Origin of the sequence: Kitasatospora phosalacinea (genome assembly GCF_030268885.1) — a bacterium.
Classification (GTDB): Bacteria; Actinomycetota; Actinomycetes; order Streptomycetales; family Streptomycetaceae; genus Kitasatospora; species Kitasatospora phosalacinea_C.
Genome location: NZ_BSSA01000009.1, coordinates 179,035 through 204,187, shown reverse-complemented (window position 1 = coordinate 204,187; position 25,153 = coordinate 179,035). Strand labels below are relative to the sequence as shown.

At 76.5% G+C, this 25,153-nt stretch carries 20 protein-coding genes and 1 pseudogene; 12 read left to right on the top strand and 9 right to left on the bottom strand.

Annotated features, from left to right (window positions below; translation table 11 throughout):
* Positions 1-137 precede the first annotated feature (137 nt).
* The 6 genes from QSK52_RS16010 (at position 138) to QSK52_RS15985 (ending at position 9,496) form a co-directional block, all read left to right on the top strand.
* Positions 138-1,232, top strand: a complete 1,095-nt coding sequence (locus QSK52_RS16010; RefSeq protein WP_285736725.1) for an AAA family ATPase — start codon at positions 138-140, stop codon at positions 1,230-1,232.
* A complete protein-coding gene (locus QSK52_RS16005; protein ID WP_285736724.1) occupies positions 1,232-4,867 on the top strand; it encodes a DUF5682 family protein in 3,636 nt (1,211 codons plus the stop codon). Before QSK52_RS16010 ends, QSK52_RS16005 begins: the two co-directional genes overlap by 1 nt.
* The gene (locus QSK52_RS16000; RefSeq protein ID WP_285736723.1) at positions 4,864-6,891 is read left to right on the top strand and encodes a hypothetical protein; all 2,028 of its coding nucleotides are present in this window, start codon (positions 4,864-4,866) and stop codon (positions 6,889-6,891) included. The genes QSK52_RS16005 and QSK52_RS16000 overlap by 4 nt, the downstream gene beginning before the upstream one ends.
* A gap of 76 nt (positions 6,892-6,967) precedes the next feature.
* Entirely contained in the window at positions 6,968-7,564 is a 597-nt protein-coding gene (locus QSK52_RS15995) for a hypothetical protein (protein ID WP_285736722.1), read from the top strand.
* Between the two features lie 133 nt (positions 7,565-7,697).
* The gene (locus QSK52_RS15990) at positions 7,698-8,117 is read left to right on the top strand and encodes a YciI family protein (RefSeq protein WP_285736721.1); all 420 of its coding nucleotides are present in this window, start codon (positions 7,698-7,700) and stop codon (positions 8,115-8,117) included.
* Positions 8,117-9,496 (top strand): RNA polymerase sigma factor, encoded by a 1,380-nt coding sequence (locus QSK52_RS15985; protein ID WP_285736720.1) that lies wholly within the window; start codon positions 8,117-8,119, stop codon positions 9,494-9,496. Before QSK52_RS15990 ends, QSK52_RS15985 begins: the two co-directional genes overlap by 1 nt.
* 7 nt (positions 9,497-9,503) lie before the next feature.
* Here QSK52_RS15985 and QSK52_RS15980 read toward each other — a convergent pair whose 3' ends face one another.
* The 4 genes from QSK52_RS15980 to QSK52_RS15965 all read right to left on the bottom strand — a co-directional run bounded on the left by QSK52_RS15980 (position 9,504) and on the right by QSK52_RS15965 (position 13,281).
* Complete coding sequence (locus tag QSK52_RS15980) at positions 9,504-9,650, bottom strand: hypothetical protein (protein ID WP_285736719.1); 147 nt, start codon at positions 9,648-9,650, stop codon at positions 9,504-9,506.
* A gap of 62 nt (positions 9,651-9,712) precedes the next feature.
* Positions 9,713-11,425, bottom strand: coding sequence for a sensor histidine kinase (locus QSK52_RS15975; RefSeq protein WP_285736718.1), 1,713 nt, complete (start codon positions 11,423-11,425; stop codon positions 9,713-9,715).
* A gap of 171 nt (positions 11,426-11,596) precedes the next feature.
* A complete protein-coding gene (locus tag QSK52_RS15970) occupies positions 11,597-12,364 on the bottom strand; it encodes an ATP-grasp domain-containing protein (RefSeq protein WP_285736717.1) in 768 nt (255 codons plus the stop codon).
* Positions 12,361-13,281: an ATP-grasp domain-containing protein gene (locus QSK52_RS15965; protein WP_435053264.1), complete on the bottom strand. Its 921-nt coding sequence runs from the start codon at positions 13,279-13,281 to the stop codon at positions 12,361-12,363. The genes QSK52_RS15970 and QSK52_RS15965 overlap by 4 nt, the downstream gene beginning before the upstream one ends.
* 225 nt (positions 13,282-13,506) lie before the next feature.
* Here QSK52_RS15965 and QSK52_RS15960 point away from each other — a divergent pair, with 225 nt between their 5' ends.
* The 3 genes from QSK52_RS15960 (at position 13,507) to QSK52_RS15950 (ending at position 15,784) form a co-directional block, all read left to right on the top strand.
* Complete coding sequence (locus tag QSK52_RS15960) at positions 13,507-14,169, top strand: AAA family ATPase (protein ID WP_285736716.1); 663 nt, start codon at positions 13,507-13,509, stop codon at positions 14,167-14,169.
* A gap of 155 nt (positions 14,170-14,324) precedes the next feature.
* Positions 14,325-15,284 (top strand): hypothetical protein, encoded by a 960-nt coding sequence (locus tag QSK52_RS15955; RefSeq protein ID WP_285736715.1) that lies wholly within the window; start codon positions 14,325-14,327, stop codon positions 15,282-15,284.
* A gap of 182 nt (positions 15,285-15,466) precedes the next feature.
* Positions 15,467-15,784, top strand: coding sequence for a hypothetical protein (locus QSK52_RS15950; RefSeq protein ID WP_285736714.1), 318 nt, complete (start codon positions 15,467-15,469; stop codon positions 15,782-15,784).
* Positions 15,785-15,791: 7 nt separating this feature from the next.
* On the opposite strand, the gene QSK52_RS15945 is transcribed toward QSK52_RS15950, so the two are convergent.
* From QSK52_RS15945 to QSK52_RS15935, 3 genes are all read right to left on the bottom strand, one after another.
* Positions 15,792-16,439 (bottom strand): response regulator, encoded by a 648-nt coding sequence (locus QSK52_RS15945; protein WP_285736713.1) that lies wholly within the window; start codon positions 16,437-16,439, stop codon positions 15,792-15,794.
* Between the two features lie 58 nt (positions 16,440-16,497).
* Positions 16,498-18,081, bottom strand: coding sequence for a sensor histidine kinase (locus QSK52_RS15940; protein ID WP_285736712.1), 1,584 nt, complete (start codon positions 18,079-18,081; stop codon positions 16,498-16,500).
* Between the two features lie 113 nt (positions 18,082-18,194).
* Positions 18,195-19,043, bottom strand: coding sequence for an NAD(P)H-binding protein (locus tag QSK52_RS15935; protein WP_285736711.1), 849 nt, complete (start codon positions 19,041-19,043; stop codon positions 18,195-18,197).
* Between the two features lie 104 nt (positions 19,044-19,147).
* Here QSK52_RS15935 and QSK52_RS15930 point away from each other — a divergent pair, with 104 nt between their 5' ends.
* Complete coding sequence (locus QSK52_RS15930; protein WP_285736710.1) at positions 19,148-19,597, top strand: MarR family winged helix-turn-helix transcriptional regulator; 450 nt, start codon at positions 19,148-19,150, stop codon at positions 19,595-19,597.
* Positions 19,598-19,604: 7 nt separating this feature from the next.
* On the opposite strand, the gene QSK52_RS15925 is transcribed toward QSK52_RS15930, so the two are convergent.
* Positions 19,605-22,088 carry a SpoIIE family protein phosphatase gene (locus QSK52_RS15925; RefSeq protein WP_285736709.1) on the bottom strand — a complete coding sequence of 828 codons (2,484 nt, stop codon included), beginning with the start codon at positions 22,086-22,088 and terminating at the stop codon, positions 19,605-19,607.
* A gap of 119 nt (positions 22,089-22,207) precedes the next feature.
* Between QSK52_RS15925 and QSK52_RS15920 the strand changes: the two genes are divergently transcribed.
* Positions 22,208-23,296 carry a polysaccharide deacetylase family protein gene (locus QSK52_RS15920; protein WP_285736708.1) on the top strand — a complete coding sequence of 363 codons (1,089 nt, stop codon included), beginning with the start codon at positions 22,208-22,210 and terminating at the stop codon, positions 23,294-23,296.
* Between the two features lie 263 nt (positions 23,297-23,559).
* Positions 23,560-24,157 (top strand): annotated as a pseudogene (locus QSK52_RS15910) (transposase).
* Here the strand turns inward: QSK52_RS15910 and QSK52_RS15905 are convergent.
* A complete protein-coding gene (locus QSK52_RS15905) occupies positions 24,100-25,149 on the bottom strand; it encodes an SMP-30/gluconolactonase/LRE family protein (RefSeq protein ID WP_285736707.1) in 1,050 nt (349 codons plus the stop codon). The pseudogene QSK52_RS15910 and the gene QSK52_RS15905 overlap by 58 nt on opposite strands.
* Positions 25,150-25,153 lie beyond the last annotated feature (4 nt).

The window sequence follows — 25,153 nt, the reverse complement described above, 5'->3', positions numbered from 1 at the left end:
GGGCGGATACGGTCTGTGCGCAGTGGCGGCCGGTCCGCGGGTGGGAGCCCGGGGGCGGGTGGTCCGCGGGAGCTTGAGAGGATCGTTCCCGTACTTGCTGCTGCACCGGTTTCCCCATCTGCCCCGAGGATTGTGCGATGCCCGTTCCGACCGCCGACCGTTCCGACCTGCAGCGGCCGCCCGCCGAGGTGCGCTTCGCGGAGGAGTTGGCGGTGCTGCGCGAGCGGGACGGCGATCCGCGGCCGCCGGGTTGGGAGTTGAGCCTGCGGGCGGCGCGCAGTTTCGTGGTGGGGGACGAGCGGGCCGGGATCAGCCGGAAGTTCGTCGGGAACGCGGCGCTGGTGGAGCGGGCGCTGGTGACGCTGGCGACCGACCGCGGGCTGATGCTGGTGGGCGAGCCGGGGACGGCGAAGTCGCTGCTGTCGGAGCTGATCGCGGCGGCGGTGAGCGGGACGTCCACGCTGACGGTGCAGGGCGGGGCGGCGACCACCGAGGACCAGATCAAGTACGGCTGGAACTACGCGCTGCTGGTGTCGGAGGGCCCGTCGACGCGTTCGCTGGTGCCCGCGCCGATGCTGAAGGGCATGGCGCAGGGGAAGGTCGTCCGGTTCGAGGAGATCACCCGCTGCCCGCTGGAAGTGCAGGACTGCTTGCTCTCGCTGCTGTCCGAACGGGTCCTGGCGGTGCCGGAGTTGGAGGGCCCGGACGGCATGGTGTTCGCGAGCGCCGGGTTCAACGTGATCGCCACCGCGAACACCCGCGACCGCGGCGTCAACGAGATGAGCGCCGCGCTGAAGCGCCGCTTCAACTTCGAGACGGTGTTCCCGATCGCCGACTTCGACACCGAGGTCGCCCTGGTGGAGGCCGAGTCGGCGGCGCTGCTGCGCCGTTCCGGCGTCGAGCCCGCCCCGGACCGGGACCTGCTGGAGGTGCTGGTGGCGACGTTCCGCGAGCTGCGCTCGCCGGACGCGACCGGCGGGAAGGGCTCCTCGGCGGTGCTGAGCACCGCCGAGGCGGTGTCGGTGGCGCACGCGGTGGGGGTGCGCGGCTGGTTCCTGCGCCAGGAGCCGGGCAGCGCCGCCGACCTGGTGACCTGCCTGGCCGGTACGGCGGCCAAGGACAGCCCGGACGACCTGGCCCGGCTGCGGCGCTTCCTGGAGCAGCAGGCGGAGCGCCGCAAGGGCGGCCGCTGGCGCGAACTGTACGACGCCCGCCACCTGCTGGCCGACTGATGGCAGGCGGCACCCGGCGCCCGGAGGCGGTGTTCCTGGGCGTGCGGCACCACTCGCCCGCCTGCGCGTCCCTGGTGGCGCGCACCGTACGGGAGTTGCGGCCCGCGCACGTGCTGATCGAGGGCCCGGCGGACCTCAACCCGCGGCTGGACGAGCTGCTGCTGGGCCACGAGCTGCCGGTCGCGGTGTTCAGCCACTACCGGGACGAGGAGCGGACGGCGACGTCCTGGGCGCCGCTGTGCGCGTACTCGCCGGAGTGGGTGGCGCTGACCGAGGGCCGGGCGGCGGGCGCGCAGGTGCGCTTCGTCGACCTCCCGGCCTGGCACCCGGCGTTCACCGACCGGGTGCGCCCGCTGGCGAACCGGTTCGCGGACGCGGAGGCCCGGTACGCGGAGGCCACCGAGCGGCTGTGCCGGGCCTTCGGGACGGACTCCCCGGACACCCTGTGGGACGGCCTGTTCGAGCTCCCGGAGCCGGACGGGCTGGCCGAACGGCTGGACGCCTACTTCGCGTTGGTCCGCGGCGACGCGGCCGCGGACGAGGGCGACGCGGCCCGCGAGGCGTACATGGCGCGCTGGGTGCGGGCCGCGCTGGCCCGCGGCGACGGGCCGGTGCTGGTGGTCACCGGCGGCTTCCACACGCCCGCGCTGCGCGCCCTGGCCGCCTCGGGGGCGGCCGGACCCGAGTGGCCCGAGGTGCCGCGGCCCCCGGAGGGCGCGGTCGGCGGGAGCCACCTGGTGCCGTACTCCTTCCGGCAGTTGGACGCGTTCGGCGGCTACCAGTCCGGCATGCCCTCCCCCGGCTACTACCAACTGCTGTGGGAGCGCGGCCCGCAGGGCGCGGCGGACGGCCTGGTCGCGGAGGTGGTGCGGCGGCTGCGGGCGGCGAAGGTGCGGGTGTCGACGGCCGACCTGATCGCGGCGCGCACCCTCGCCGAGGGCCTGGCGGCGATGCGCGGGCACCGGACGCGCTCGCGGGCCGACGTGCTGGACGGCCTGGTCTCGGGGCTGGTCGGCGAGGCGCTGGACCAGCCGCTGCCCTGGCAGCTCCGCGGGCGGCCGACCTCCGGCACCGACCCGCTGGTGCGGGCCCTGGTCGCGGCGGGCACCGGCGAGCGCCGCGGCCGGCTGCACCCGGACACCCCCGCGCCGCCGCTGGTCCACGACGTGGCGGCCGAGCAGGCCGTCTGCGGCGTCGAGCCGGGCAGGGCGGCGACGGCCGACCTGACCACCCCCGAGGGCCTGCGGCGCAGCCGCTTCCTGCACCGGCTGCGGGTGCTGGGCGTGCCGGGACACGCCCGGGAGAGCGGACCGACCGGCGGCGGCGACCCGGTGTTCACCGAGCACTGGGCGCCGTCCGCGCAGGGCTGGGCGCACCGGCGCGACGCCGCGCTGATCGAGGCCGGGGCGTACGGGGCGCAGCTGTCCGACGCGGCGGCCGTGGCGCTGGCCGAACGGGCCCGGGCCGCGGACGCGGACCCGACGGCCCTGGCCGGGCTGCTGTTCGACGCCGTGCTGTGCGGGGTCGGCGCGCTGACCGGGGAGCTCCTGGAGACGCTGACCGACCGCATCGGCCGGGTGCCCGAACTCGGTGCGGTGGGCGACGTGCTGGCCGCCACCCTGGACCTGTGGCGGCACGACCGGATCTACGGCGTCGGCGCCGACCCGCGGCTGGCCGGGCTGGTCGACGCCGCCCTGCAGCGGGTGCTGTGGCTGTCCGAGGGCCTGCACGGCGGCACCGGCGTCGACCACGGCCGCCTGCGCGCCGCCACCGCGGCCCGCGACGCCCTCCGCCACGCCGCGCCCGTCCTCACCCTCCCGCGCTCCGCCGCGCTGGCCACCGCCGCCCGCGTCGCCGCCGACCCGGCCGCTCCCCCGGACCTGCGCGGCGCGGCCCTCGGGCTGCGCTGGTCGCTGTCCGCGGACGGAACCGCGGCGGCCTCGGAGGGAACCGCGGCGGCCGCGTTCCCCGCCGAGGCGGTCGCCGGGCAGGCCCGGGCGCTGGCCGGCGAGCCGGAGCGCCTGGGCGACTGGCTGTCGGGGCTGTTCGTGCTGGCGCGCGAGCAGTTGACCGGGCCCGCCCTGGACACGGTCGGGGACGCCTCGCTGTTCGACGCGCTGGACGCGATCGTCACCGGGCTGCCGACCGCCGAGTTCCTCTCCGGCCTGCCCGCGCTGCGCCAGGCCTTCGGCTACTTCCCGCCGCGCGAACGCGAGCGGATCGCCCAACGTCTGCTGGCCCTCCGCGGCCGTACCGGTTCGGCCCGCGGCCTGCTGCGCACCAGCGCCGACCCGGCGCTGCTCGCCCGCGCCGCCGGCCTCGAACTCGCCGTCACCGACCTGCTGTCCCGCTACGGCCTCTCCCCGGCCCCGACCGACACCCCGACCGGCACCCCGACCGGCACCCCGACCGATCCCGAACCCGCCGACCTCCCCGAACCCACCGGGAGCACCCCCGTCCCCGCCCCGTCCCCCGCTCCACCCTCCGCTCCCCTCCCCGACGAGGGCCTGGAGCGCTGGCGGCTGATCCTCGGCGCCGCCGCCGAACGCTGCACCGGCGGCCTCGGCGAGCTCGCGGCCGCGCAGGACGCCGCCCTGGAGTGGCTGTACGGGCGCGACCCGGAGGCGGGCCGCCGCGGGGTCCGCCGGAGCGGACCCGGCACCGGCGGTTCGCGCAGCGGCGGCAGCGAGGCGTCCCGGGTGACGCCCGTGGACTGGCTGGAGGACGTGCACCGGCTGTTCCCGAAGGAGACCGTGGAGCGGCTGGAGCGGGACGCGGTGGAGCGGTACGGGATCGACGAGATCGTCACCGACCCGGAGGTGCTCTCCCGGGTGGAGCCGAGCCCGGCGCTGCTGCGCGCCGTACTGCGCACCAAGCACCTGATGAACCCGGAACTCCTCTCCCTGGCCCGCAGGTTGGTCGAGGCGGTGGTGCGCGAGCTGCTGGAGCGGCTGCGCCCCGAGGTGCGCCGGGCGTTCACGGGCGCCCGGGCGCCGGGCCGCAGCCGCATCCCGCTGGCCCGGGACTTCGACTTCCGTTCCACCGTGCGGGCGAACCTGGCGCACTACCAGCCGGAGCAGCGGCGGCTGCTGATCGAGCGGCCGTACTTCCACACCCGGACGCGGCGCACCCTGGAGCAGTGGCAACTGGTGCTGCTGGTCGACCAGTCGGGCTCGATGGCCGGGTCGGTGATCCACTCGGCGGTGACGGCGGCCTGCCTGTGGAACCTGCCGGGGCTGCGCACCCACCTGGTGGCGTTCGACACCTCGGTGGTGGACCTGACGGAGGACGTGACGGACCCGGTGGAGCTGCTGATGCGGGTGCAGTTGGGCGGCGGCACCGACATCGCCCGGGCGGTGGACTACGGGGCCGGGCTGCTGGAGAACCCGCGGCGCAGCATCGTGGTGCTGGTGTCGGACTTCTACGAGGGCGGCGACACCGGTCGACTGCTGCGCGGGGTGCGGAAGTTGGTGGAGCAGGGCACCACGGTGCTCGGGCTGGCGGCGTTGGACGAGGAGGCCGATCCGGTGTACGACCGCGAACTGGCGGCCCGGCTGGTCGGGTTGGGCGCGCACGTGGGTGCGATGACGCCGGGCGCGCTGGCCGCGTTCGTCGCGGAGAAGGTGGGCCGGTGAGCGCGCCCCGGGCGGACCTGCTGGCGCTGGACGCCGACACGCTGGCCGCGCTGGCCAACCGCGGCCTGGTGAAGCGGGCGGCGCGCGAACTGGAGGCGGGCGCGGGCCCGTCGGTGGCGCTGGGCGCGGACGGCGAGGTGTCGGCCGCGTTCCCGGACGGCAGCCGGACGGCGCTGCCCGCCGGGGTGCCGCTGGACGCGGGCCGGTGCAGCTGCCCGGCACCGGGCGTGTGCCGCCACCTGGTGGGCCTGGTCCTCGCCTACCAGGCCCAGGCCCGGGCCGCCGGACCCACCACACCTGCCAAGACCGCCGAAACCACCGCGCCCACCGAGGCCACCGAGGCCACCGCGGTCCCACCGGAAGCGTCTCCCGAGGCAGCGCAACTCCCTTGGTCCCCGGCCGAGTTCGACGACGCGGCGCTGCTGGCGGCGTTCGGCCGACCGGCCCTGGCGGCGGCCCGGCGGGCGTGGGAGCGGGGGGTGCGGGCGACGGTGCAGCGGATGGACGCCGAGCACCCGGCGCCCTCGGTGGAGCTGCCGAGCTGCACCGTCCGCTTCCCCGTCCCGCACAGCCTGAACTTCGCGCTGAGCGGGGCGACTTCGGCCCGGCACGGCGAGCTGGTGACGCTCGCGGCCTGGGCGTTCCGGGCGGCGGACGAGGAGGGCACCCCGTCGGGGGCGGCCCGCACGGTGGGCGGGGGCCGGCCGTCCCGGCGGACGACGGCCGCGGGCGGGGACCCGCTGGCGGCGGTGGCGGCGCTCGCGGAGGAACTGCTGCGCACCGGGACGGCCCGCACCGGCCCGGTCCTGCAGGCCCGACTGGCACGCGCCGAGGCCGCGTTGGCGTCCGCCTCGGCGCACTGGCCGGCCGCCGCGGCGGCCGAGCTGCGGGCGCAGCTGGCCGCGTACGAGGCCCGGGACACCCGCTACGACCCGGACCTGGTCGCCGAGTTGCTGGCGGAGCTGCTGGCCCGGCACCGGGCGGCGGACCGGACGCTGGCGCTGGGCAGCGGCGAGAGCGCCGTCACGCAGTTGCGCCGCACCCGGCTGGTGGCGCTGGGCTGCCGGGTCGCCGGCGGGAGCGGCCCGGAGCGCTGCACGGAGCTGTACCTGGCGCAGCCGGACGCCGGGATCGCCCTGGTGCTGCGCAAGCGCTGGACGGTGGTGGAGGGCCAGGCGGGCACGGGCGCCGAGCTGGCGGGCCGACGGCTGCTGGGGCACTCGGTGCGGGCGCTGGCGGGGTCGAACCTGGTCAGCGAGTCGATCTCGCGCAGTGCGGGGCGGGCCGTCACGGTGGAGCGCGGCCGGATCGCGTCCACCAGCGTGACGCCGCTCGGTGACGCCTGGGCGTCGCTGCCCGCACCGCTGCTGCTGTCGGACGCGGCGGCCCGGCTGCGGGCGCTGGGCGGGCGTCCGCCGCGGCTGGTGCGGCCGCGGATCGAGGCGGAGAACGCGCACGTGCTGGCCGTGGCGGAGGTCGGTCCGCTGGGCTACGATCCGGCCCGGCAGCGGCTGGAGGCGACGGTGCGGGACGCCGCGGGGACGGCGGTGCTGGTGTCGGCCGAGCACGACGTGCTCTGCCCGGGCCGGATCGACGCGCTGGCGGCGGCCCTGGAGTCCGGCACGGTCTCGCACGTCAGCGGGCTGCTGCGGCAGGCCGCGGGCCGTCCGCTGCTGGACCCGCTGGCGGTGCGCACCGACGCGGGGCTGGTGCACCCGGACCTGGCCGCGGAGGGCGAACCGCACCCGTTCGACGCGCTGCCGCCGGTCGCCGCCGACCCGCTGACGGAGGCGCTGACCGCAGCCCGCACCGCGCTCGCCGAACTCGCCCGCACCGGCCTGGACACCGCGCTGCCCCACCGCCTCGCCCCGGCCTCCGCACACCTGCGCCGCACCGGCCTGCGCACCGCGGCCGCCCTGCTGGACGCCCTGGCCGCCGCCCCGTCCCCGTCCCGCTGGGCGGACGCCGCGTTCCACCTGCTGACCGCCCTCGACCTGCACCGGGAGGAGGCCGAGCGCCCCTGAGCCCCGGCCCCTGCGGTCGGACGGGCCCGTAGTACAGTCCGCCGGAACGATCACGGGAATCACGGGAGGGGACCGGATGGCACTGCGCCGCCGCCGTCAGATCGCCTGGACGCTCAGGGGGTTGGCGCTGCTCGCCGCCCTGGCCCTCCTGGCGGGTGCGTTCGGTGCCCGCTCGGGCGGGCTGGTGGAGGCGGAGCGGTGGTTCGCCCACCCGGTGCCGCTGCTGGGCACCGCGGTGGTGCTGGTCGTGGTCTCGCTGGTGGTCGAGCTGGAGTTCCGCACCAGGTTCTCGCAGATCGGCTGCGCCGTCGCCCTGGTGGGGCTGATCGTCGTCTCGGCGCCGTACGTCGTCCTGGGCCTGCTCCTCGACGGCGACGGCCGGCCGGTGGACCGGAAGGCCCACCCCGACCGCCCGGGGCTGGCGCTGACCGTGACCGACGTCGCCTTCTCCATCGACCCGCTCTACCAGGTGGAGGTGGTGACCGGCACCGGCTGGTCCGCCCGCCACTGGGAGCTCGGCACCTGGGGGGAGGGCACCGGGCACGGCTACTACCGGAGCGCCGAGTGGACCGGCCCGGACCGGATCACGGTGACCTCGGACGAGGAGACCGCCGTCTTCGTCCTCGACCCCGTCACCGGCCGCCCGGGCGCCCCGCGGGTCACGAAGCACTAGCCGGGGCACCCCGCGTCACCCCTGTACAAAAAAGAACGGCGGTTTTTCGGTCTCCGTGTCGATCCGGGGTGGACCCGTTCGACCTTGGGTCAGAGAGGGTCGCCACAGACCCCCCGAAGTGAGGAGCAGGACGATGGCGAAGTACATGCTGGTCATGCGGGCGACGGACGAGACGCTGGCGAAGATGTTCGAGACGCCCTTCGAGGAGATGCTCGAAACCGTGGGCCGGTTCAACGAGGAGCTGATCCGGGCGGGCGTGCTGATCGCCGCCGAGGGGCTGGACGACCCGTCCCAGGGCGCGGTGGTCGAGTTCGGCGGCGAGGCGCCGGTGGTCACCGACGGCCCGTACGGCGAGACGAAGGAACTGTTCGGCGGGTTCTACCTGATCGACGTGGCCTCGAAGGAGGAGGCCGTGGAGTGGGCCAAGCGCCTGCCGGCGCTGCCGGGTGCGAAGTGCGAGGTGCGGCGGGTGCCCGGCATCGACGAGTTCCCGCAGGACAACGAGTGGATCGTCAAGGAGCGGGCGTGGCGCGAGCGGACCGGCCAGCTCTGATGCCCACGACCGACGACGACGGCCCGGCGGGCACGGACCCGGGGACCGGCACCGGTACCGGCGGCAGCACCGGCGGGCTCGGCCCCGGCACCGGCGCGGCGGTCACCGAACCGGCCCGGCGGGCCGTCGCGGCGGTCTGGCGGATCGAGTCCGCGCGGATCGTCGGGGCGCTGGCCCGGTACACCGGCGACTTCGCGCTGGCCGAGGACGTCGCTCAGGAGGCCCTCGCGGAGGCCCTGGTCGCCTGGTCGCGCGGGGGCCCGCCCGCGAACCCGGTGGGCTGGCTGCTGACCACCGCGCGACGGCGGGCGATCGACGCCTTCCGCCGCCGCGCGGCGCTGGACGAGCGCTACGCGCTGCTGGCGAACCAGCTCGCCGAGGGCGAGGCCGACGCGGGCGCCGCGCCCGGGTCGGCCCGGCCGGACGAGCTGCCGTGGGACCCGGACCGGATCGACGACGACGTGCTGGCGCTGGTGTTCACCGCCTGCCACCCGGTGCTCTCGCCCGAGGCCCGGGTGGCGCTGACGCTGCGCGTGGTGAGCGGCCTGTCCAGCGAGGAGATCGCCCGCGCGTTCCTGGTGCCGGTGCCGACCGTGCAGGCCCGGATCACCCGGGCGAAGAAGACCGTCGCCGCGGCCCGCGTCCCGTTCGAACTGCCGCCCGCCGAGGAGCGCCGGGCCCGGCTCGGCGCGGTGCTGAGCGTGCTGTACGTGGTGTTCACGGAGGGTTCCACGGCGACGACGGGCGAGGACCTGCTGCGCCCCGACCTCGCCCACGAGGCGCTGCGGCTGGCCCGGACGCTGACCGCCCTGCTGCCCGCCGAGCCCGAACCGCACGGCCTGCTGGCCCTGTTCGAGCTCACCGCGGCCCGCTTCCCGGCCCGTACCGGGCCGGACGGGGAGGCGGTGCTGCTGGAGGACCAGGACCGCACCCGCTGGGACCGCTCGGCGATCCGGCGCGGCCTGGCCGCCCTGGGCCGGGCCACCTCGGCGGGGCGCGGCCTGGGCCCGTACGGCCTGCAGGCGGCGATCGCGGCCTGCCACGCGGTGGCGCCCTCGACGGCGGAGACCGACTGGGAGCGCATCGTGCTGCTGTACGAGGCGCTCGGCCGGGTCGCGCCGTCCCCGGTGGTCGAGCTCAACCGGGCGGTCGCGGTCGCGATGGCGAGCGGCCCGGCCGAGGCGCTGGCCATCGTCGACGAGCTGCTCGCCGCCGACCGCCTGCCCGGCTCCCACCTGCTGCCGGGCGTCCGCGGCGAACTCCTCACCCGGCTGGGCCGCACCACCGAGGCCCGCACCGAGCTCGAACTCGCCGCCCGCCTGTGCCGCAACGCCCGCGAACGCGCCGTCCTGCTCCGCAAGGCGGCCGCCCTGGGTTGACGGCGAGTCAGGGACCCGGAACGGTGTCCAGGTGGGAGACGAACAGGAGCAGGGGCATCCCGACCACCAGGGCCATTCCGAAGAGCACGACCGCCGCCACTCCCGCGAGGGTCACCCACTGGACGATCCACCGCGCCACGTGTCGCGCCACCATGCCCCCTCCTGCACGAATATCAAGTTCGGACGCGAAGCATAGCGGAGCGGCCCGCCGGCGTCTCAGTGGCCCAGCGGTGCCGTCCAGTTGAGCAGGGTGCCGCCCGCGGGCGGGGCGGTGACGGTGAGGGTGCCGCCGAGGGTGCGGGCGCGCTCCTCCAGGTTGCGCAGGCCGCTGCGGCGGCCCTGGGCGGGGATGCCGACGCCGTCGTCCTGGACGGTGAGGGCGACCTGCCCGCCGGCGGCCTGCAGGGTGACCTCGACCCGGCCGGCCCGGGCGTGGCGGGCCGCGTTGCTGAGCGCCTCGCCGAGGACGGCGACCAGGTGGTCGGCGACCGCGGGCGGCACGTCGGTGTCGAGCAGGCCCTCCATGCTCAGGCGCGGGGCGAAGCCGAGGACGGCCTGGGCCTCCTCGACCACGTGCACGGCGCGGGCCCGCAGCCCCTGCCCGGCGCCCGCCTCGCGGACCCGCAGGCCGAAGATCGTCGATCGGATGATCTTGATGGTCTCGTCCAGGTCGCCGACGGCCCGCAGCACCCGGTCGGAGGCCCCGGGGTGGTCGATGAACCGGGAGGCGCTCTGCAGCGTCATGCCGGTCGCGAACAGCCGCTGGATGGCCAGGTCGTGCAGGTCGCGGGCGATCCGGTCGCGGTCCTCCAAAACGGCCAACTGCTCGGCGTCGCGCCGCCGTTCGGCCAGTTCCAGGGCGAGCGCGGCCTGGTCGGCGAAGCCCAGCAGCGGGTCGATCTCGCGTTCGGTGAACTCGGCCTCGCCGCTGCCGCGCACCAGCAGCAGCACCCCCTCGGTGTGGCCCTCGGCCCGCCCCAGCGGCACCGCGACGGCCGGTCCGGTGCCCGCGAAACGGGGCACGCAGGCGGGGTAGCGCGGGTCGCCCGTCAGGTCGGGCGAGGTCACCGGGTAGCCGGTCGCGCAGGCCGCGCCGGAGATCGTGCCGTCCAGCGGCACGTCCACCCCGACCCGTCCGTTGACGTCCCCGCCGAGGGCCAGTTCGACCCGCAGCCCGGTGCCGTCCGGCAGCGTGGTGAGCACCTCGGCCAGCTGCGCGCCGGAGATGTCGCAGGCCCGCTGGGCGATCAGCTCCACCACCTGGGTGCGCGAACTGCCGGACAGCAGGCGGCGGTTGATCTCGGCGGTGGCGGTCAGCCAGTGCTGGCGGCGCTGCGCCTCCTCGTACAGGCGGGCGTTGTCGATGGCCACGCCCGCGGCGACCGCGAGGGTGGCGATCACCGATTCGTCGTCGTCGTCGAACCCGGCGGCGCCGCGCTTGTCGGTCAGGTAGATGTTGCCGAACACCTCGTCGCGCACCCGCACCGGCAGGCCCAGGAAGGTCCGCATCTCGGGGTGGTGGGCGGGGCAGCCGGTGGACGCCGGGTGCTGCTTGAGGTCCTCCAGGCGCAGCGGGTGCGGGTGCCGGATGAGTTCGCCGAGCAGGCCCTTGCCGGTGGGGTACGGGCCGATCCGGGCGATCTCCTCCTCGGCCAGTCCGACGGTGATGAACTGCGAGAGGGTGTCGCCGTCGGGGCCGATGATGCCGAGCGCCGCGTACTTGGCGTCGGCGAGGACGGCCGCGGCCTCCACGATCCGGCGCAGCACCTGGGTCAGCTCCAGCTCGCGGCCGACCGACAGGACGGCCTCCAGCAGGCTGTGCACCCGGTCGCGGGTGCCCCGGGCCACGTCGATCCGGGCCTGCAGCTCGGCCAGCAGCTCGTCCAGCCTCAGCTGCGGGATCCGCGACCGCGGTTCCTCCTCGCGCACCGCGCTCCTCCTCGTCCGTGGCTCCGCCGCCGATTCTCGCAGACGCCCGGACCGGGGCGGACCCACGGGGTGGGAATGCGCCCGCCCCGGCCGCCCGACGAATCGGCAGGTCACCACGGACGGGGCGCGTCGCAACGGAAGCGCAACGGCTGCGCAACGGCGGCGGGCGCCTCAGCGCCGGGCGGTGCGCAGCACGAGCGCGGCGAGCGCCTCGGGGGCGCCCGGCTGGTGCCGGACGCCCGGGAAGGCGTTGACGTCGACGACCACGGGGCCGTCGGGGCCGGGCAGCAGGTCGACGCCGTACACCTGGAGGCCGAAGGCGGGCCCGGCGGCGAGGGCGATCGCGCGCTCCCGCTCGTCGGGCGTCCAGGGGCGGCGTTCGGGGGCGCCCGGGGCGAGTTCGGAGCGGCGCTGCTCGGCGAAGACCTGCCCGCCGACCACCCACACCTTGCGGTCCCAGCCGTCGCCGTCCACCGGCCGCTGGGTGAGCACGGGTTCGCCGGGCCACTGCCCGGCGAGCGCGTGCCACTGCGCGGGGGTGTCGGCGCGGGCGACCAGGTCCTCCTTGCGGCTGTGCAGGCTCTTGACCACCACCGGCCCGTCCCAAGGGAGTTGACCGAGGATGCCGCGGCCGAGGGTCGGCGCGAACGGCAGGGCGGCGGCCCGGGCGGTGCGCTCCATCCAGTCGCGGTCCTGGCAACGGCCGGTGGCGCCGGAGGAGTTGAGCACCGGAGTGCCCGCCCGCTCGTACTGCGCGGCGCGGTGCAGCGCCCGCTCGCTGCGCGCCTTGAGCAGCACCACGTCGGCCGCCTCGTCCTGACCGACCGTCAGATGTCCTTCCCGCTCCAGGAGTCGGCGCGCTCCGGCGAGCAGCGGGTGGTCGGGTTCGCGGGCGATCAGGGCGATCCGCACCGGCCGCTGCGAGCGCGGGGCGCTCACCGGGCGGCCCGGGCGTCGGGGACGGCCGCGCCCGGGACGGCGGCGTCGGGCACGGCGGTGTCGGTGAGCAGGTGGCGCGCACCGGGGGTGGGCCAGGAGGAGCCGGTGCGCGCCAGCCGGACCACCGCGTCGGCCACCCGCTCGACGGCGCGCGGGACCTGGCGGAAGCTCGGGAAGTCGTTGACGTCGACGACCACGGGGCCGTCGGGGCCGAGCAGCACGTCCAGCCCGTACAGGTCGAGGCCGAACACCTCGCCGACCTGCGCGGCCAGCGCGGCGACCTCGCGCGGCAGCGGGACGGGGCGTTCCACCGCGGGGAGGTGCGGGTGCAGCGGCGAGGTGCGCCGGGTGGCGAAGAACTCGCCGCCCGCGCAGTACACCTTCAGGTCGCAGCCGTCGTTGCGGACGTAGGGCTGGGCGATCAGCAGTCCGCCGTCCGCGGGCGCGGTCAACCCGGCGAGCTGCTCGGGCCGTTCGACCAGGTGGACGGCGCGCCCGGAGGAGCCGTCGGCGGGCTTGACGACCAGCGGGTAGCGGCGGGCGCCGATCGCGGCGAACGCGGCCGGGTCGGCGGCGGCCCACGTCCGCGGCATCGGCAGGCCGTGCAGGGCGGCGACCACGGCGGCCTGCGCCTTGTCCCGGACCGGGCGGATCGCCCGGGCGTCGTTGACGGTGGTCAGACCGGCCGCGGCGGCGGACTCCAGCAGGCCCAGGCCCGGACCGCCGGAGACGGTCTTCAGCACCCAGGCGTCGTGCTTGCCGCTGCGCACCAGCTTGGCGAGGTCGAGCAGGTCCGCGCCGGGCCGCAGCACGTCCACCCGGTGGCCGACCGCCCGCAGGTGCTCGACCACGGCCAGCGGCATCCCGTCGTTGCGGTAGTGCTCCTCCACCAGGAAGCAGAACCTCATGTGCCCCATGTGCCCCCACCCCACTTTCCCACTGTTCCCCATCGCCCCCGCCGGACTCCCCCGGGGCGAATCGCATCCGCCCACCCTGCCATGGATCATCCGCCGCATTTCACCCAGGGTGTCCGGGAACGGATACAGCCGCGTCACAGGTGCGTTGCCGCAGGTCTGGAACCGTACGCCCCGGGCATGACGTTCTTATGACGCCCCCTTGGCACGCTCTTTGAGGAGGACCGTGTGCACCCGCTGCTGCGCCCGCACGCCCGGCACGACCTGACCGACCGTCCCGCCCCGGCCCGGCTGGCCTACCCGGCGGACGACGTGCTGGTGGTCTCCGGCCTGCCCGGCAGCGGCAAGAGCACCCTGATGCGGCGCTGCGCCCGGGTGCGGGTGATCGACTCCCAGCACACCCGGGCCGCCTTCGCCCGCACCCTGCCCGGCGTCCCGTACGCGCTGTACCGGCCGCTGGTCCGGATCGCCCACTACCTGCGGCTGCGCGCGGCGGTCCGGGCCGGCGGCCCGCTGGTCGTGCACGACTGCGGCACCCTGCCGTGGGTGCGCCGTGCCCTGGCCCGCGCCACCGCCCGGCAGGGCCGCCGCCTGCACCTGCTCCTGCTGGACGCCAGCCCGGCCCAGGCCGCCGACGGCCAGCGCCGCCGCGGCCGCAGGGTCTCCCGGTACGCCTTCGCCCGCCACCGCCGCGCCTGGGCCGCCCTGCGCGCCCTGGCCACCGCCGACGGTCCGCTGCCGCCGGGTCTGGCCTCCGCCGTCCTCCTCCCGCGCGAGGCGGCCGCCCGCCTGACCGCCATCGAATTCACCACCCCCGTGCCCCCGTTGCCCCTCCCCCACGCCGTCCCGTCCCCGCGCCACGAGCCCTTCCCGGCCGCCGCCCCCGTCTGAAACCCCGCACCACTGCCCCGCCGGTCGCCCGCCCCACCGCGATCCGCCCGAACGCCCGCCGCCGCCCGCCGGTCACCTACCGCGGGTTGCGGCGAACGGTTGAGCCCGTCCGCGCGTCGCCCGCCGCCGGGCCCGGACGTGGCTAGTCTCCCGCCATGGGCACCCCCGAACGCACTCCGGAGCGCGCCGCCTCGCCCGCGCCCGCGTCCGCTCCGTCCCCGCAACCGCGGCCCCTGCCGGTCGCGCAGACGCCGGAGCAGGTGCTGCGCGGCCCGCAGGCCCGGCGGATCGCCGACCGCCTGTCGGTGCAGTTCCGCGTCCCGTTCGAGCCGCAGTACGAGCCCCGGCACGACGCCCGGCACGAGCCGTCGCTCGACCCCTCGTCCCCTCCGGCCGAACCGCGCTGGACACTGCGCTGGTACGACGGCCCGACGGTGGACGCGGTGCGGTCCGCGCTGGGACGGCTGTTCCCGGACGGGGCGGCCGCGGCGTTCGCGGTGCGCCGGGACCTGACCACCCGGGCGCTGGCGCTGGCGGCGATCCGGGAGACCCGGGCGGGCGCGATGCACCGCTCGGTGGGCAGTTGGGGCCAGCGCTACCACCTGGAGCAGTTGCTGGCGGGGCAGGAGCACCCGGACCGGCCGTCCGGTCCGCGCGAAGCGGCCATGCTGGAGCGGCTGTTGGCGGCCTCGACCATCGAGTCGGCGCGCGGCCCGGCGGCCCCGGACCTGTCCCGGGCCTTCGACCTGGTCGCCCGGGACGGGGTGGCCTGGCTGCTGCCCGAGCACCGCCTGGCCGGCCCGGCCGACCGGGACGAGCTCGCGCTCTCCCCACTGGAGTACCTGACGGCCCGCTACGCCACCGGCGTGCACCGCACCGCCTGGGAGACCGCACTGGCCGTGCTGCCGCTGCGCACGGCCGTCACCGCCGCCCACCAGGACCAGCACCCCGACCCGGAGGCCGCCCGCGCGGCCCTGGCCCTGCTGCCCGCGCTGCGCGCCCAACTGGCGGCGGAGATCGACGCGATCGGCGACCGCCTGGCCGCCGCAGCAACAGCACCGGCAGCGGCCGAAACCCCCGCAGTCCCCACCGTCCCCACCGTCCCCACCGCCTGAACCGCTCCCGGCAGCGTATCGACCCCCATTCTGCCTGCTCACGCCCGCTTCCGGTAGGACCGAGCGCACATCCGTCCGCCCTTGTCCGGGGCACCCCGTGGGCCGCAGACTCGTCCGCATTCCCCCCTTTGGACGAGCTCGATGGGAGTCGTGTGTCCTCACACGTGGATCAGGAACTGGCCTTGCGGGCACGGGTGTTGCTGGCGGGCAGCGAACCGCCGACCCCGTGGCAGGCGTACCGCGCGCACCGCCTGCTGGCCGCGGACAACCCGGCGGTGCACCTGCCGCGGCTGGCGCTGGCGGCGATCGAACTGACCGTCCACCACCCGGTGCTGCTCCGGCCGGACCTCCAACTCGCGCTGATGGAGGAGGCGTTGACCGTCGCGGCGGCCATCCCGGCCCAGGACCCGTTCCGGCCGGAGGCACTGCGGCAGATCCGCAGGGCGTACACGGAACGGGCCGCACAGCTCGGCATCCCGCTGCCGCCCGCCTGGAGTTGACGTACCGTCAGAGCTCGGCGTCGCGGGCCAGCAGGGCGGCCTGCACCCGGTTCTCGCAGTCCAGTTTGGCGAGGATCCGGCTGACGTAGGTCTTCACCGTGGCCTCGCTCATGTGCAGCCGGGCGCCGGTGTCGGCGTTGGAGAGCCCTTCGCCGAGCAGCTCGACCACGGCGCGTTCGCGCGCGGTGAGCACGGCCAGCCGCCGCCTGGCCCGTTCGCCGCGCGCGGCCGCCGGGCCCTCGGCGAGGCTGTCGACGATGTGCCGGGTGGCGGCCGGGGAGAGGAAGGCGTGGCCGGTGGCGGCGGCCCGGACGGCCTGGATCAGTTCCCCGGGGGCGGTGTCCTTGAGCAGGAACCCGGCGCCGCCGGAGGTGATCGCCCGGAGCACGTTCTCGCGTTCGCCGAAGGTGGTGAGCACGATGGCGCGGGTGCCGGGCGCGGTGCGGGGCAGTTCGGCGAGCGCACTGAGCCCGTCCAGGACGGGCATCCGGATGTCCAGCAGCAGGACGTCGACGGCGAGTTCGGCGGCCAGCCGGAGCGCCTGCGCCCCGTCGGAGGCCTCGCCGACCACCTCGATGTCCTCGGCGGAGGTGAGGATCATCCGGATCCCGGCCCGGATCAGCGGCTCGTCGTCGGCCACCAGCACCCGGATCACCGCACGCCTCCCGCTCCCCGCACCGACCCCGCCCCCTTCACCGACCCTGCCCGCACGGCTACACCTTGCCACGGTAGTGCTGCTTCTCCACCAGCAGGCCGTCCTTGAAGCAGAACCGCAGCACGTCCTGGCCGCCTTCCGTCCCGCTCCCGCGGTCGCTGGCGAACCAGCGGCAGTGCGCGCCCTCGGGCACCGGCGGGCCGGACTTGCGGAAGTCGCCGGTCAGGAAGTCGCTGCCGACCGGCAGCCGTTCGTTGACGGACTCCTCGCTCTGGCCGACCTGGATCGAGTCGTAGAGCTTCATCGGGACGGTGGCGTCGCGCATCGAGCTGACGAACACGATGGCGCCGACCGCGGCGACCGCGGCCACCACCCCGAGCACCCCCAGCGCGCCGAGCGCGCAGCCCACCGCGGGGCTGCGGCGGCGCTTCTCCGGTTCGACCGACGTGCCCGCCAGCAGGGCGAGTTCCTCGTCGTCGGGGACGGCGGCCCGGGCGCCCTCGGAGGTGTAGGGCAGCATCCCGGCGAGCCGGAAGCCGCCGTCCGGCAGCGGCCCGCTGTGCACCATCCCGCCCAGCAGCCGGGCCCGTTCGCGCAGTCCGGTCAGGCCCTGCCCGCCGGAGACCGCGGCGGCGCCGTCCCCGCCGGGGCCGTTGGCCACCTCCACCACCAGCGCGTCCGGCTCGTAGCGCACGGTCAGCGTGATCGCCGCGCCCGGGGCGTGCTTGTGCGCGTTGGTCAGGCCCTCCTGGGCGATCCGGTACGCGGCGTGGCCGGTGGCGGCGGCCAGCGGGCGGGCGGTGCCCTGGTGGCGCAGTTCGATCCGGGCGCCGGCCGCGCGGGAGGTCTCGGCGAGGCGGTCGATGGCGTCGGCGCCGCCGGGCGCGGTCGCGGTGTCCTCGCGCAACAGGCCGACCACCTCGCGCAGTTCGCGCATCGCACCGGTGGCGGCCTGGCGCAGCACGGCGACGGCCTCGCGCTGCTGCTCGCCGAGGGTGCGGTCGACCTCCAGGGCGCCGGTGTGCACGGCGATCAGGGCGAGTTGGTGGCCGAGGCTGTCGTGCATGTCCTGGGCGATCCGGTGGCGTTCGCGCAGCCGGGCCTGCCGGGCGATCATCACGCGTTCGCGCAGCAGCTGCCCGTTGCGTTCGCGCAGGCTGTCGAGCAGGGCGACGCGCTGGGCCCGGTAGCGCCCGAGGACGGCGGGCAGCACGCCGACCAGCAGGTACCCGGCGACGCACAGGCCGAGCAGCACGGGCAGCGGGAAGTGGTCGCGCCGGTTCTGCAGCAGGCCGACGGCGAAGAGGGCCAGGAAGCCGAGCGCCAGCACGGCCGGGGCCCGCCAGGGCCTGCCCAGCCGCCGTCCGGCCGAGTACCCGGCGGTGACCAGCACCGGCAGGAACCCGACGGGCCCGCCCAGGCCCGCCGCCGACACCACCAGCACCGGCCCGGGCAGTCCCCGCCGCAGCGCGTACAGCACCGCGGTGGCCCCCACCACCAGCCCCGACGGCCACCCCCCGCTGTCCGCCGCCTGCAGCAGCGCCGCGAGCCCGCACACCAGCAGCCCGCCCAGCACCTCCCGGACGACCGTCCAGACCCGCCAGGGCCCTGGGAACGCCCGCCGCCACCACGTCCTCGTCACACCCCGACCCTAACCACCCGCGGCCCGGCCCCGATGCCCCCGGAAGTCGTCCCTCCCCGTCGACGATCGTCGTCCCCGCGCGCCGCCGGCCGTCGTCAGCGCCGTCAGCGTCATCAGCGGAAGGCGTCGGCGTGGCGGGCGCACCAGTCGGCGAAGGTGCGCGGGGCGCGGCCGAGGAGGCGCTGGACGGTGTCGGTGCGGAAGCCGGTGGTGTCGGCGCGCAGCAGGGCGAAGGTCTCGGTGATCGCGGCGGCCAGGGCGGCGGGGGCCCCGTCGGGGAAGCGGGCCCGGACGGCCTCCTCGGGGGTGGCGGCGGGGCGGACCGCGAGGGGGCGGCCGGTGGCGGCGGCGAGCAGGGCGACCTGTTCGGTGACGGTGAGCGCCTCGCCGCCGGTGAGGGCGTGGTGCTCGCCCCGGTGGCCGTCCTCGGTGAGGACCAGGGCGGCGACGTCGGCGACGTCGGCGGGGTCGATCGGGGCGAGGCGGCCGGGGCCGACCGGGTCGAGGACGTAGCCGCCGGTGCGGATCGTGTCGGCCCACTCCAGGGCGTTGGTCATGAAGCCGCCGGGCCGCAGGACCGTGAACGGGATGCCGCTGCCGCGGACGATCTCCTCGCGGTCGTGGTGCCAGCGGCCCATCGCGGGCACCGGGTCGCCGAGCACGTTGGCGGAGGACAGGTGCACGAGGTGGCGCACCCCGGCGGCGCGGGCGGCGGCGACGGCGTGGGCGGTGTGCTCGCTGCCGAGGCCGGGGGTGAGCAGGAAGACCCGGTCCGCGCCGTCGAACGCCGGTGCCAGCGTGGCGGGTTCGCCCAGGTCGCCGACCACGCGTTCGACCCGGGCGGGCAGCCGGGCGGCCCGGGCCGGGTCGCGGACCAGGGCGCGGACCGGGGCGCCCTTCGCGTCGAGCGCGCGGACGAGTGCGCGGCCGACGTTCCCCGTCGCGCCGGTGACCAGTATCATCGTTCTCCCTGAAGACATTAGCCGTCTAGTGATCCCTGCCCACCGAACGCTAGCCGGGAACTGATTAGCCGTCAATCGATTCGCTGGAGCGACCGGAGGCCCCTATGCCCGAATTCCTGGACCTGCACGGCAAGACCTCGAAGGCGCTCCGGGCCGCCGCCGACGCCGGCATGCGCCGCCACGGCCTGCACCTGGGCCAGAACCTGCTGCTCGCCGCCCTGTGGGAGCAGGACGGCCGCACCCCCGGCGAACTCGCCGCCGCCCTCGGCGTCACCACCCCCACCGTGGTCAAGATGGCCACCCGGATGGCCACCGCGGGCCTGCTCACCCGCACCCGCGACGACCGCGACCAGCGCCTCGTCCGCCTCCGGCTCACCGACGCGGGCCGCGCCCTCCAGCAGCCCGTCGAGGCCGAACGCCGGCTCCTGGAGGAACGCGTCACCGCCGACCTCGCCCCCGAGGAGCGCCGCCTCCTGCTCACCGCCCTCGCCAAGGTCCACCGCGCCACCACCGCCCTGCTCGCCGAACAGGACGGCGCGGACACCCCCGCCTGAGGCGCCGTCAGTCCGGCCCGTCCGTCAGCCGGGCGAGCAGGATCGCGACGTCGTCCGCCCGGCGGTCGTCGTGGCGGGCCTGGCCGAGCAGCAGGTCGGCGAGCGGTTCGAGGTCGGGGACGGCGGCGTGGGCGAGGGTGGCGCGGAGGCGGTCGATGCCCTCGGCGAGGGTGGCGGTGGCGGACTCGACCAGGCCGTCGGTGTAGAGGACGAGGGTGGCGCCGGGGGGCAGCCCGGTCTCGGTGGCGGGAAAGTCGAGGTCGTGGTCGATGCCGAGCAGCGGTCCGGCCTCCAGGTCGAGCAGGGTGGTGCGGCCGTCGGGTGCGCGCAGCAGCGGCGGCGGGTGCCCGGCCCGGACGGCGCGCAGGGTGCGGGTGGCGGGGTGCAGGCGCAGCAGGCAGCAGGAGGCGAGCAGTCCGGCGTCGAGGTCGAGGAGCAGGTGGTTGGTGCGCCGGGCGACCTGTTCGACGGGGTCGTCCGCACTGGCGAACGCCCTTACCGCGCTGCGGAGTTGGCCCATGAGCGCGGCGGCCTTGACGCTGTGCCCCTCGACGTCGCCGATGATCAGGACGACGCCGCCGTCGGGGGTGGGCAGCAGGTCGTACCAGTCGCCGCCGATGTCCATGCCGCGGGTGCCGGGCAGGTAGCGGGCGGCGGTGGCGAGGCCGGGGACGGCGGGCAGCCGGTGCGGCAGCAGGGCCTGCTGGAGGCCGCGGGCGACGGCGGACTCGGCGTCGTAGAGGCGGGCGCGCTCCAGGGCCTGGGCGATCAGGCCGCCGAGGGCGGTGAGGACGGAGCGGTCCTCGGCGGTGAACACCCGTGGGCGGTCGAAGCCGAGGATGAGGCTGCCGACGGGGTGGCCGGAGGCGATCAGCGGGAGGAAGGCCCAGGCGCCCATCTCGTCGCGCGGGATGCCGGGGTAGGCGGCGGAGAGGTCGCGGGCCGACTCGAAGAAGACGGGGGCGCCGGTGGTGAACACCTCGGTGCCGGGCAGCCGGGCCCGGATCGGGGTGCCCTCGAAGGGGTCGAGGAAGCCTTCGGGGTAGCCGCGCTCGGTGACCAGGTGCATGCGTCCGGAGCGGGCCAGGTAGAGGGCGAGCTCCTGGCCGCCGAAGCCGGGCAGGATCTGGTCGGTGACGGCGTCGGCGACCTCCCGGACGGTGACCGCCTCGGTCAGCGCGGAGGCCAGTTGCAGCAGGTGGTAGACGCCGCCGAGCGGGGCGGGGGTGGGCGGCGGGGCCTCGGGGAGGGTGGTGTCCTCGCTGGGGGCGGCGGGCACGATCCGGCCGGTGAGGCCGTGCGCGTCGGGGTAGAGCGAGAAGGCCAGCCAGTGGTGGGGCGGGCGGCGGGCGAGGAACGCGGTGGGCTGCTGGGAGAGCATCGCGGAGCGGTAGCGGTCCTCGTAGGCGGGGTCGGCGAGCCAGGGCAGCGCGTCCCAGGGGCGGCGGCCGAGCAGGTCGGCCCGGGTGGCGTGGAGCAGCATCTCGGCGCTGCGGTTGACGTAGCCGACCCGGCCGTCGGGGTCGAGGGCGAAGACGCCGTCGCGCAGGCGTTCCACGGCGGCGGTGGCCGCCGCGGCGGCGGTGGCGTCGAGCACGGCCACCACCAGCCGGGCGGGGTCGGCGACGGGCTGCCCGTACAGGTCGAGCTGCCGGGTGCCGCCGCCGGGGTCGCGCAGCCGGACGCGGCGGGTGAACGGGCGGCCCTGGCGGGCGGCACGGCGGGCGTCCTCGCGCAGCGGGGGGACGTCCTCGGGGGCGAGGCGTTCCAGCAGGGTGGCGCCGCGGCCGTCGTACGGGCCGGTGCCGAGGATCTCGCGCAGCCGCTCGTCGACGCCGGTCCGGCCGCTGGCGAGGTCCCAGTCGAAGAAGCCGACCCGGACGCCGTCCCCGCCGGGCACCGGCAGCGGCACCACGACGGGCGGCCCCTCGCCGCCGACCCGGTCGCCGTACGGGAGCAGCCCGGTGGCGAGCCGGTTGCCCGCGGTGCGCAGCTGGCGGCGGGTGGCGGCGGGCGGGCGGCTGCCGTCGGCGGGCCAGAACACGGCGATCACGCCGAAGGTGCGGTCGCCCGCGGTGACGGGGGTGGTGGCGGAGGCGTGGGCGTACGGGAGACCGACGGCGAGGCGGGGGTAGCGGCGCATGGTGTCGTCGGCGTCGGCGAGCACGATGGTGCGGCCGCCGCGGTAGGAGTCGGCGACCGGCAGCGGCGCGGCGACGGCGATCCGCTGGAACGGTTCGAGCAGGCTGAGCGGGATGCCGACCACGGCGGCGACCACCAGCGAGCGCCGGTCGGCGGAGTGCAGGTAGAGCACGCCGCCGTACGCGGCGGTGGCCCGGACGGCGCGCAACAGGCCGTCCGCGAGCAGCGGTTCGACGGCCGCGTCCCAGCGCGGGCGGGCGTCGCCGGGCGGGATGCCGGGGCGCGTCGCCGGGTCGGGGTCGGTGCGTGGTGGCGGGCCGGTCGGGTCTGCCGGGACACCCGGGCGCATGTTCTTCTCTGTACGCCGTCGCCCGGAGCGCGTCAAACGGGGGACGGCGCCCGTCCGTCCGGGTGACGGCACCACGGCGTGTCGGTATGACAGATACGACAAGGGGATCATCGGCCGGTATGCCGAGCTCTTCCGCCGCGTCCCACCGCCACCCCGCCGCACCCGCCGCCCGCCCGACCCCCCGCCCGGGCCGCCGCCACCGCCGGGGCCTGGCCGCCCTCACCGTGCTCGCCACCCTCGCCGTCGGCTGCTCCGCCCTGCATCCCCGGGATCCCGCCCCCGCCCGCTCCTCCGCCCCGGCCGCCCCGCCCGCCGACGCCCAGGCCGCGGGCGCCGCCCCCGCGGCCCAGGCCGCTCAGGCCGCTCAGGCCGCGCAAGCCGCCCAGGCCGCCCAGGCCCGGGCCGCGCTCGCCGCGATGCCCGCCGCCCGCCCGCAGGCCGCCGCCGGACAGGAGCTGAACGGCCGCGTCTCCGCCGCCGAACACGAACTCGCGCTGCAGCAGGCCCTCGCCGCCGCCCGCCGCTGGGGCCTGGCCGCCCTCCCGCTGCGCGCCCCCGCCCCGCCCGCCGTCAAGCCGGAACTGGCCGACGGGCCCGGCGTCAAGCGCACGCCCGGCCTGCCGCCGGTGGTCCAGCGCGTCCCGACCACCGACAGGGTGGTGTTCCTGACCGTCGACGACGGCGCCGAGAAGGACCCGCAGTTCGCCGCCATGGTCGCCGAACTGGGCGTCCCGATGACCGCCTTCCTCTCCGACTACCTGGCCCGCTCCGACTACGGCTACTTCCGCGCCCTGCAGGCCCACGGCGTCACCATCGACAACCACACCCTCACCCACCCCGACCTGCGCCGCCTGGGCCCCGACGCCCTGCAGCGCGAGATCTGCGGCCAGCAGGACCGCCTCCAGCAGGAGACCGGCACCCGCCCGCGGCTGTTCCGGCCCCCGTACGGCGAGTACACCGAGGCCGCCCTGCGCACCGCCGCCTCCTGCGGCGTGACCGCCGTCCCGTTGTGGAACGAGGAAGCCTTCCCGGACCACCTGGAGTGGCGCTACGCCGACCAGGAGTTCCACCCCGGCGACATCGTCCTCACCCACTTCCGCGCCCCCGCCGCCGACTGGAAGGGCACCATGCCCGACATGCTGCGCCGGGTCGTCGACGCCGCCACCGCCCAGGGCTTCGCGATCGCCCGCCTGGAGGACTACCTCTGAGCCCCATGGGGAGCGGCTCCGTGGTGAGTTGGCGGAGTTCGTGGGTGATGTGCTCGGATCGTTGCCGCGGCGGGATCGGCGCCGGTGGGGTGCGTGCTGTGTGCGGGGTCCGGTGCTGGACGGTCCGCGCACGTCGATCCGGCCGACGGCCGCGCGGTTGCCGGGCGGGGACGTGCAGTCCTCGTAGCAGTTCGTGAACCAGTCACCGTGGGATCCGTGGCCGGTGCGCAGGCGGATCGCACGGCGGCCGGGCGTCTGCTGGGGTGGCACGGCAGTACTACGGGGCGCTGGGCGAGCGGGCGAACCGCCAGGTCGCGGTCAGCGTCCACGCCGCCACCGACAGCGCGTCGTGCCCGCTGGACTGCAGTCGTACCTGCCCCGCGGGTGGAGCGACGATCCGGAGCGGTGCCGCCGGGCGGGCGTCCCGGAGGGCACCGTCCACCAGGAGAAGCGGCGCCTGGCGCTCGGGCCGCTGGACAACGTGGCCGGACGGGGCTCGATGCCCCGGTGGTGGTCGCCGACGCGGGCTACGGCGCCAGCACGCCCTTCCGCCAGGGGCTGCAGGAACGGAGCCCGTCCCACGTCCTCGCCCTCACCGGGAAGGAGGTCGCCCACGCCCGGGACGCCGAGCCGCACCGCCCCGACCACGGCGGGCCGGAGCCGCCCGCACTTCGCCCGCCACCGAACCGCCCCGCGGTCGCCGGGCCCCGCCCGGTGGACGACGGGCGTTGCCTGCTGGGCATCCTGTTCGTGCTCCGGACCGGCAGCCCGCGCCGCGCGCGTCGGGCGTCCCCGACCGGGCCTCAGCGCAGCGGCAGGCTCTCGACGGTGAAGGCCGGGCTGGTCAGCGGGGCGCCGTAGAGGTAGGTGTCCATCTGGGAGTTGGTCACCAGCAGCCGGCCCCCGCTCACGGCGACGCCGGTGGTGGTGTCGGCGCCCGGGAAGGTGCGTTCGGAGACGACGACCGCCCGGGTGCTCCCGGCGGACAGTCGCAGTTCGGTGACCTCGTTGTTCACCGAACGCGCGACGTACAGGGTGTCTCCTCGCCGGACGATGCCGTCGGCGCTGGGCAGCGGCGGTGCGTCGATCCTGCGGACAGCGCCGGTGGTGAGGTCGAGCCGGTAGAGGGCGCCGCTGTACCAGTAGCCGATGATCAGCGACGTGCCGTCGGGGGCGGTGGTGATGCCGTTGCCGTTGGACTGGCCGGCCACGTAGTCCGGCAGGTGGTAGGCCGCCCGCAGGGTCCGGTGGGCGCCGGTGGCGGGGCCGTCCACCTCGGCGGCCGGAATCCGGTAGACCACGGCGCGCAGCGAGTCGGTGATGTAGACGTCCCCGTCGGGAGCCACGGCCGCGTCGTTGACGAGGGTCTGTTCGCCGGTATCAGGGACGGTGTAGGTCGCGACGAGCCTCCCGGAGGTGCTGTAGACGAAGAAGCGCCCGGTGAACGCGCCGGCGACCAGCAGGCGGTCGCCGGTGATCTTGATGCCGGCGGCCTGGGTGCGGCCGTCCTGGCCGGCCGGCAGGAAGGGTTCGAGCGTGGCCGCCCCGGGGCGTCCCCGGTAGACGGTGCCGTCGCCGATGCTGCTGGCGTAGACGAAGTGGCGGTCGGCCGCCACGCTTTCGGGGAACGCGCGGCTGCCGTCGAGGGTGATCGCCTGGTTGCCGTTCCCGCCCTGGGAGGCGTGGGCGGGGCCACCGGGGGAGGCGGCGGTCGCGGGAAGCGTGAACGCGGTCAGGGCCGCGGAGGTGGCGGTGAGGGTGACGAGCGCACGCCGTCCCCTGACGCGGACGGTCGTACGGGCGGACGCGGCGCGGGTGGACGCGGTGTGCGGGGGAACTGTGCGGGAGGACATGGTC